Here is a 368-nt window from a genome sequence, read left to right on the forward strand (position 1 = left end):
GCCACGACTGCGTGAGGAAGAACAGGATGCCGAAGCCGAGCATCGCGAGCGCGAGCAGCAGGTTGATCAGATGCTGACCGCCGTACACGACCGGCGCGCCCTGGAAGAGCCGGAACTTGTACTTGCCCGACAGCTTGCCAAATGCAATCACCGAACCCGAGAACGTGATCGCGCCGACGAACGTACCGATGAACAGTTCGATACGGTTGCCATACGGCAGGAAACCCGGCGCCGTATTCTCAGGATCGACAAGGCCGAACGCGGCCGGCTCCGACACCACCGCATACGCGATACACACGGCAGCGAGACCGATCAGCGAGTGCATTGCCGCGACCAGTTCCGGCATCTTGGTCATCTCGACGCGCGCG

The 368-nt window shown here is 62.2% G+C and carries 1 protein-coding gene; it reads right to left on the minus strand.

Annotated elements, in window-relative coordinates; translation table 11 throughout:
- A partial coding sequence (locus P0D96_RS48515; protein ID WP_408321503.1) for an NAD(P)(+) transhydrogenase (Re/Si-specific) subunit beta occupies window positions 1-368 on the minus strand: 368 nt, incomplete at both ends.

Source organism: Paraburkholderia sp. RL17-347-BIC-D (genome assembly GCF_046027915.1).
Classification (GTDB): Bacteria; Pseudomonadota; Gammaproteobacteria; order Burkholderiales; family Burkholderiaceae; genus Paraburkholderia.